The sequence below is a fragment of the Stenotrophomonas sp. TEPEL genome, assembly GCF_004348785.1.
GTDB lineage: Bacteria > Pseudomonadota > Gammaproteobacteria > Xanthomonadales > Xanthomonadaceae > Stenotrophomonas > Stenotrophomonas indicatrix.
The window spans coordinates 2,497,266-2,503,265 of sequence record NZ_QQXJ01000001.1; the positions used below are offsets into that span (position 1 = coordinate 2,497,266).

General features: G+C 66.4%; 4 protein-coding genes. 3 read left to right on the forward strand and 1 reads right to left on the reverse strand.

Annotated features, from left to right (window positions below; genetic code table 11):
- Positions 1–173 precede the first annotated feature (173 nt).
- From TEP_RS11230 to TEP_RS11240, 3 genes are all read left to right on the forward strand, one after another.
- Positions 174–722, forward strand: coding sequence for a YaeQ family protein (locus TEP_RS11230; RefSeq protein ID WP_025875114.1), 549 nt, complete (start codon positions 174–176; stop codon positions 720–722).
- Complete coding sequence (locus tag TEP_RS11235) at positions 719–1,903, forward strand: NAD(P)/FAD-dependent oxidoreductase (RefSeq protein ID WP_132825336.1); 1,185 nt, start codon at positions 719–721, stop codon at positions 1,901–1,903. Before TEP_RS11230 ends, TEP_RS11235 begins: the two co-directional genes overlap by 4 nt.
- A 91-nt stretch (positions 1,904–1,994) precedes the next feature.
- On the forward strand, positions 1,995–4,064 hold the full coding sequence (locus TEP_RS11240; RefSeq protein ID WP_132825337.1) for an EAL domain-containing protein: 2,070 nt from the start codon (positions 1,995–1,997) through the stop codon (positions 4,062–4,064).
- A 137-nt stretch (positions 4,065–4,201) separates the two neighbouring features.
- Here TEP_RS11240 and fabV read toward each other — a convergent pair whose 3' ends face one another.
- Positions 4,202–5,461 carry an enoyl-ACP reductase FabV gene (gene fabV / locus TEP_RS11245; protein WP_132825338.1) on the reverse strand — a complete coding sequence of 420 codons (1,260 nt, stop codon included), beginning with the start codon at positions 5,459–5,461 and terminating at the stop codon, positions 4,202–4,204.
- Positions 5,462–6,000 lie beyond the last annotated feature (539 nt).

Below are 6,000 nucleotides of genomic sequence, written 5' to 3' on the forward strand. Positions count from 1 at the left end.
TCGGGGCGCCATCGACCTGCAGTCGGCGCGGACGTGAAAGGGACATACGACAGGACACGCCGGAAGCATCAGGGCGGCCAGCGTGCCACCGATCACGCCCTGCCGACACCCCCATACCGGACACCCCCGGGGCAAACCTCTATCATTGACGGTCTTTACCCCTCTGGATCTTCATGGCCCTCACCGCCACCATCCGCAAGGCCGAACTGCAGATCAGCGACATGGATCGCGGCTACTACGCGACCCACAACCTGACCCTGGCCCAGCATCCGTCCGAAACCGACGAACGCCTGATGGTGCGCCTGCTCGCCTTCGCGCTGAACGCTGGCGACCGCCTGGAATTCGGCCGCGGCCTGAGCACCGACGACGAGCCGGACCTGTGGGAACACGACTACACCGGCGACATCCTGCAGTGGATCGACCTCGGCCATCCGGACGAGTCGCGCATCCGCAAGGCCAGCAACCGCAGCCGGCAGGTGCAGGTGGTCAACTACGGCGGCAATGCATCGGACATCTGGTGGCAGAAGCAGGGCAAGGGCCTGGCCCGCTTCGACAACCTGTCGGTGGTCGACCTGGACGGCGGCTTTGTCGACCTGTGGGGCCAGCAGATCCAGCGTGCGATGCGCTGGAGCGTGCTGATCCAGGACGCCGAAGTGCAGCTGCTCAACGATCAGATGCAGCTGGACGTGATCCCCAACTGGCGAAAGCGCGCCAAGGCATGAGCACGATCCGCTGCGACGTGCTGGTGATCGGTGCCGGCGCTGCCGGGCTGATGACCGCGATCACGGCGGGCCAGCGAGGCCGGCATGTGCAGGTGATCGACCACGCCAACAAGATCGGCAAGAAGATCCTGATGTCCGGCGGTGGTCGCTGCAACTTCACCAACACCGGCACCACCCCGGCCAACTTCCTGTCGGCCAATCCGCATTTCTGCAAGTCGGCACTGGCGCGTTACTCGCCGTACCACTTCATCGACATGGTCGAGCGCCACGGCATCGCCTATCACGAGAAGGAACTGGGCCAGCTGTTCTGCGATGTTTCGTCCAAGCAGATCGTGAAGATGCTGGTGGACGAATGCCAGCAGGCCGGCGTGCAGATCCGCACGCAGTGCAGCGTGGAGCGCATCGAGCACGGCACTGACGGCTTCCGCGTGCACACCACGCATGGCCTGTTCCATTGCGCCTCGCTGGTGGTCGCCACCGGCGGCCTGTCCATCCCCAGCCTGGGCGCAACCGGGTTCGGCTATGAGATCGCGCGCCAGTTCGGCCACCGGGTGCTGCCCACCCGCGCCGGCCTGGTGCCGTTGACCCTCAGCGGCACCCACCAGGAGCGCCTGGCCGAGCTCAGTGGCGTCGCCCTGCCGGTCGAGGCCAGCAGCAACGGCGCCAGCTTCCGCAACTTCATGCTGCTGACCCATCGCGGCGTCAGTGGCCCGGCCATCCTGCAGATTTCCTCGTTCTGGCAGCCCGGCGACGCGCTGTCGCTGGATCTGCTGCCCGGCCAGGATGCCGCCGAATGGCTGCGCCAGATGAAACGCGAACGCCCCGCCGCGGAACTGCGCACGGTGCTGGGCGATGTGCTGCCCAAGCGGCTGGCGCAGCGCCTGTGCGAGCACTGGCTGCCCGACCGCCCGGTACGCCAGCTGGACGAGCCGGACCTGCGCAAGGCCGCACAGGTGCTTTCAGCGTTCCCGCTGGTGGCCAGCGGCACCGAGGGCTACCGCACCGCCGAAGTCACCCTGGGCGGTGTCGATACCAACGAGGTCTCTTCCTCGACGCTGGAATCCAAGCGCGTACCCGGCCTGCATTTCGTCGGCGAGGTGCTGGACGTGACCGGCTGGCTGGGCGGCTACAACTTCCAGTGGGCCTGGGCCAGCGGGCACGCGGCCGGCGGCGTGGTGTGAACCGCATCGCCGTTCCATGCACGCAACCGTTGCGCGCATGGACGCGCCGCCACGCATCGTGTATCTAGATTTGCAGATTGGGGAGCAGTGCATGCAGAACGCGAACGACATCACCATCCGCCTGCTGATCGTCGATGACAGCGGCGAGAACGCCGAAGCCATCGTCAGCACCCTGCGCAACAGCGGCATCGCCGTGCGCCCATGGCGCCCGCAGGACTCGGCCGAGCTGTCGCAGGTGCTGGCCAGCCAGGCGATCGACCTGGTGCTGGCTGCGCCCTCGCAGAGCATTCCGCTGCCACTGGTGGCCCAGCACATCGCCGCCAGCGGCAAGGACATCCCGCTGGTGCTGCTGGCCGAACGCATCGACGAGGACGAACTGGTACAGGCCAGCAGCAACGGGGTGCGCGCCCTCGCCCTGCGCCAGCGCGCCGAACACCTGCTGGCGGTGGTCCGCGACCAGTGGGTCGACCTGCAGGCGCGCCGCGGCCTGCGCCGGATCGAAGCGCAGATGCGCGAGACCGAGCGTCGCTGCGACGCGCTGATCGCCTCTTCGCGCGAGCCGATCGCCTATGTCCACGAAGGCATGCATATCCGCGCAAACGATGCCTACCTGGAAATGTTCGGTTACGAGGATTTCGAGGAGGTCGAAGGCATCTCGCTGCTGGACATGGTTGCCGCCCAGCACGTGGATGATTTCAAGCAGCTGCTGAAGTCACTCAGCCGCGGCGAAGCACCGCCGCCGCAGTATCAGCTGGACGCCCGCCACCAGGACGGCAGCGCCTTCCCGGCAACGATGGAATTCACCGCAGCCACCTACGAGGGCGAATCCTGCCTGCAGGTGGTGTTCCGCCGGCGCATGGAATTCGACCCGGAGCTGGCGCGCGAGGTCGAGGACCTGCGCCAGCGCGACCAGGTTACCGGCCTGCTCAACCGCCCCACCTTCATGCTGCAGGTCGAGGACGCGGTTGCCCAGGCCGGGCGCAGCGAAGGCCAGTTCGGCCTGCTGATGGTCGAGCCGGACCATTACGCGCGCCTGCTCCCGGATATCGGACTGGCCTCGGCCGACGCCCTGATCGGCGCCCTCGCCGCCCTGCTGGCCGACGTGGTTGGCGATGATGCGCAGCTGGCCCGTTTCGGCGAACACAGTTTCGCCGTACTGCAGTCCGGCCCCTATGCGCAGACCGTGGCACTGGCCGAGCGCATCCGCGAAGCCTACGCCGCACACGTCTTCAGCATCGGCGCGCGCTCGGCCACGGTGACCGTCAGCATTGGCGGGGTGCAGGTGGGCGAGAAGATCGCCAGCATCGGCCAGGTGCTGGCGCGCGCCAGTGAATGCACGCAGGCCGCAGCCGCCCTCGGCAATACCTGCCGCATCTTCGACCCGGCCGCTGTTGATCGCGTGGAGGAAGAGCGCGTGCAGCGCTGGGTCGCACGTATCCGCGAAGCTCTGGCAGGCGATGGCTTCCAGCTGCATTACCAGCCGGTGCTGAACCTGCAGGGCGAGTCGCTGGAGCTGTATGAAGCCTACCTGCGGCTGGAACACAACGGAGAACTGCTGAGCCCGACCGCCTTCCTCGGCATTGCCGAAGAGCATGGCCTGCTGGCGGACATCAACCGCTGGGTCGTGTCGCAGGCGATCACGGTGCTGGGCGCACGTGCCCGCGAGGGTCATCCCACGCAGATGCTGGTGAAGGTCACGCCGGAATCGTTCGATGATCCGAAGATGATCGCCACGCTGCGCCAGCAGTTGCAGGCACACGGCGTGCCTGGCGAACGACTGTGGCTGCATGCGCCGGAGTCGAAGGTGTTCACCCACCTGCGCAGCGCCCAGCAGTTCCTGGCGGAAGTGGCACCGCTCGGCTGCCGGATCGGCCTGGAACAGTTCGGCTCGGGCCTGGACTCGTTCCAGTTGCTGGCCCATTTCCAGCCGCAGTTCCTCAAGCTTGATCGCGGTTTCACCAGCGACCTCGCCGCCACACGCGAGAACATCGACCGGGTCAGCCAGATCACCGCACGCGCGCAGGAAGCGGGCATCCGCACCATTGCCGAGTTCGTCAGCGACGCCAACTCGATGACATTGCTGTTCAGTGCCGGCGTCGATTACGTGCAGGGCGATTTCGTCGGCCCTGCAGCGCCGGCGATGAACTTCGAGTTCGGCTGACACCTCACCGGTAGCGCCGGGCCATGCCCGGCGAGCGCAGCGGCATTCAAGGCATCCGCCGGGCAGGGCCATGCCCGGCGAGCGCAGCGGCATTCAAGGCATCCGCCGGGCATGGCCCGGCGCTACCTTCTTTCGTCTCAGGTCAGATCGACCAGGTTGTCGATCTTCACGTCCGGGTTGACGTCGGCTTCGTAGTCGACACCTTCCACACCGAAACCGAACAGGCGCAGGAAATCGGCCTTGTAGCCGGCCAGGTCGCTGATCTCGTACAGGTTCTCGTTGGTCACCTGCGGCCACAGCGCCAGCACCTTGCCCTGCACGTCAGCGGCCATTTCCTTGTAGTCGGCGCGCAGGCGGCCTTCCTCATCGATCAGCGCAACGGTATGGCCATCGCCATCGACCAGATCGTGCCGCAGGCGATCGACTGCCACGCCATCGGCCTTGGCGCCGTACAGGATGTCGTACAGCACGTCGAGCTGCTCGATGCAGCCTTCGTGGGTGCCCTTTTCCTTCATCACCTTGAACAGCAGCGACAGGTACAGCGGCATGGTCGGAATGGCCGAGCTGGCCTGGGTCACCACCGCCTTCAACACCGACACGCGCGCATCGCCGCCGATCCTGGCCAGCTTCTCGCGCAGCCCCAGCACCTTGTCGTCCAGATCCTTCTTGGCAGCACCGATGGAGCCGTTCCAGTAGATCGCCTGGGTGATCTCTTCGCCCACATAGGTGAAGGCCGTGGTGGTGCAGCCGTTGGCCAGCACGCCGGCATCGGCCAGCGCGTCGATCCACATCTGCCAGTCCTCGCCGCCCATCACCGCGACGGTGCCGGCGATTTCTTCCGGGGTGGCCGGCTGCAGGTGGGTTTCGGTCAGCACTTCCTTGTCGGTATCCAGGCCACGCAGGGTGATCGGCTCGCCGATCGGCTTCAGCGTGGAGCTGATGATCTCGCCGGTCTTGGGATGCTTGCGGCGCGGTGCAGCCAGGCTGTAGACCACCTGGTCGATCTGGCCGAGATCGGCCTTGATCATCTCGATGGTCTTGGCCTTCACCTCATCGGAGAACGCATCGCCGTTGATGCTCTTGGCATACAGACCCGCTTCGTCGGCGTACTTGTGGAACGCCGCCGAGTTGTACCAGCCCGCCGTGCCCGGCTTGGTTTCACTGCCCGGGCGCTCGAAGAAGATGCCCAGGGTTGCCGCGCCACTACCGAAGGCGGCCGTGATGCGCGCGGCCAGGCCGTAGCCGGTCGAGGCGCCGATCACCAGCACGCGCTTGGGGCCGTTCTGGATCGGCGGGCGCGCACGGATGTAGTCGATCTGCTGCTTGACGGCGGCGTCGCAGCCGGTCGGGTGGGTGGTGACGCAGATGAAGCCGCGGACGCGCGGTTTGATGACCATGAAGACCTCGGGTTGGCAGGTGCGGCGCGCGGGGCGCTCAGCAGGAATACGTGGCGCGCGCGTGCGCGCGAACCGCAGGATCGTAGTGCGCGGGGGCAGATTGCACAACCGACGGCGGCGTAGGGTGGGGTTTGTTTTGCTGGGTTGCACCCTGCACCCGCAGAGGCAACGTCAACGGCAGAAGCTGGGTTCCTGTGGGTTGGCGGGGTGGGTCCGGTTGCGGGGGACGCTGCAAGTACGTCCATGTAGGCTCGGTCGCCGCATCCATGCGGCTCACGCCCCCTCCACCGGACCCACCCCGCCTTCGAGAGTTACCCGCGATCTGTCTGAACGGCATTCTGCTCTGGTGGGTGTCGACCTTGGTCGGCACGGATGAGTTCATTCGATATGTGACAGATGTGTCGACCAANGNCGACNCCNACCAACAGCCGCNGNNATCTGTCAGNGGTGGGGCGGTGTCGGAGTGCGGGGTGTCAGCCGCATGGATGCGGCTGCCAAGCCTNCAGGGACGTACTTGCGGCGTCCCCGCGCTCCGACAC